Source organism: Brevundimonas sp., assembly GCF_046293315.1.
Taxonomy (GTDB): domain Bacteria; phylum Pseudomonadota; class Alphaproteobacteria; order Caulobacterales; family Caulobacteraceae; genus Brevundimonas.
Map to the genome: position 1 here is coordinate 1 of NZ_JBKBPF010000053.1, position 728 is coordinate 728.

At 70.5% G+C, this 728-nt stretch carries 1 protein-coding gene; it reads left to right on the top strand.

Features of this window, described 5'->3' with window-relative positions; all coding sequences use genetic code 11:
* On the top strand, positions 1–728 hold a 728-nt coding region (locus tag ACK4SE_RS13970), incomplete at both ends, for a hypothetical protein (protein WP_409693921.1).

Sequence of the window (728 nt, forward strand, 5' to 3'; positions counted from 1 at the left end):
CGCCGACCTCCCGGCAACCGACGCGAACGCTGCGACGGAGCAGCCCGCTCCCGCACGCAGAGCCAGCCCCGACATCACGGAACACACGGACGAGAACGGCGCCGGTGCCGCGCGCGGGCCGCACTCGCCTGCAGACGAGGATGCCGACGACGGCTCAAGCAGCTCAGGGTTTGTGAGCCTGAGCAAGGATGGGGTGGAGGAGCCGGCTGGCCACGGCGAGCGCGGCCAGGCAAACCCCGCGGGCGAGAACGACATCGACGAGGAGGACGAGCAGGCAGCCAATGGGCATCTGTTCACGTCTGACGGCATGAGGACCGTGGATGACTACTTTGGCCAATCCGGTGCCGCGCCGTCGCATGGTGCGGCCGAGGCGGGTGGGCACGGTGCCAGCGCTCGCATGTACTCCGACTCGAACTCTGCGGCTGCTGGCAGCGGCGGTGGCGGCGGCGGCGGCGGCGGCGGCGGCGGTGGCGACCGCGTGTACGGTGGCACTGGGGTGGTGGGGCTGCAGAACCTGGGCAACACCTGCTTCATGAACAGCGCGCTGCAATGCCTGCTGCACACGCCCCAGCTGGTTCGACACTTCCGCTCCGGCCGCTTCGTGCGGGAGTTGAACCGCAGCAACCCGCTGAGCAGCGGCGGCGAGATGGCGGTGGCGTTCGCGGACCTGGTGGACATGGTGAGCCGGTGCGTCGCTCGTGATCGCGCGCGCTGCACCTCACAGCGGG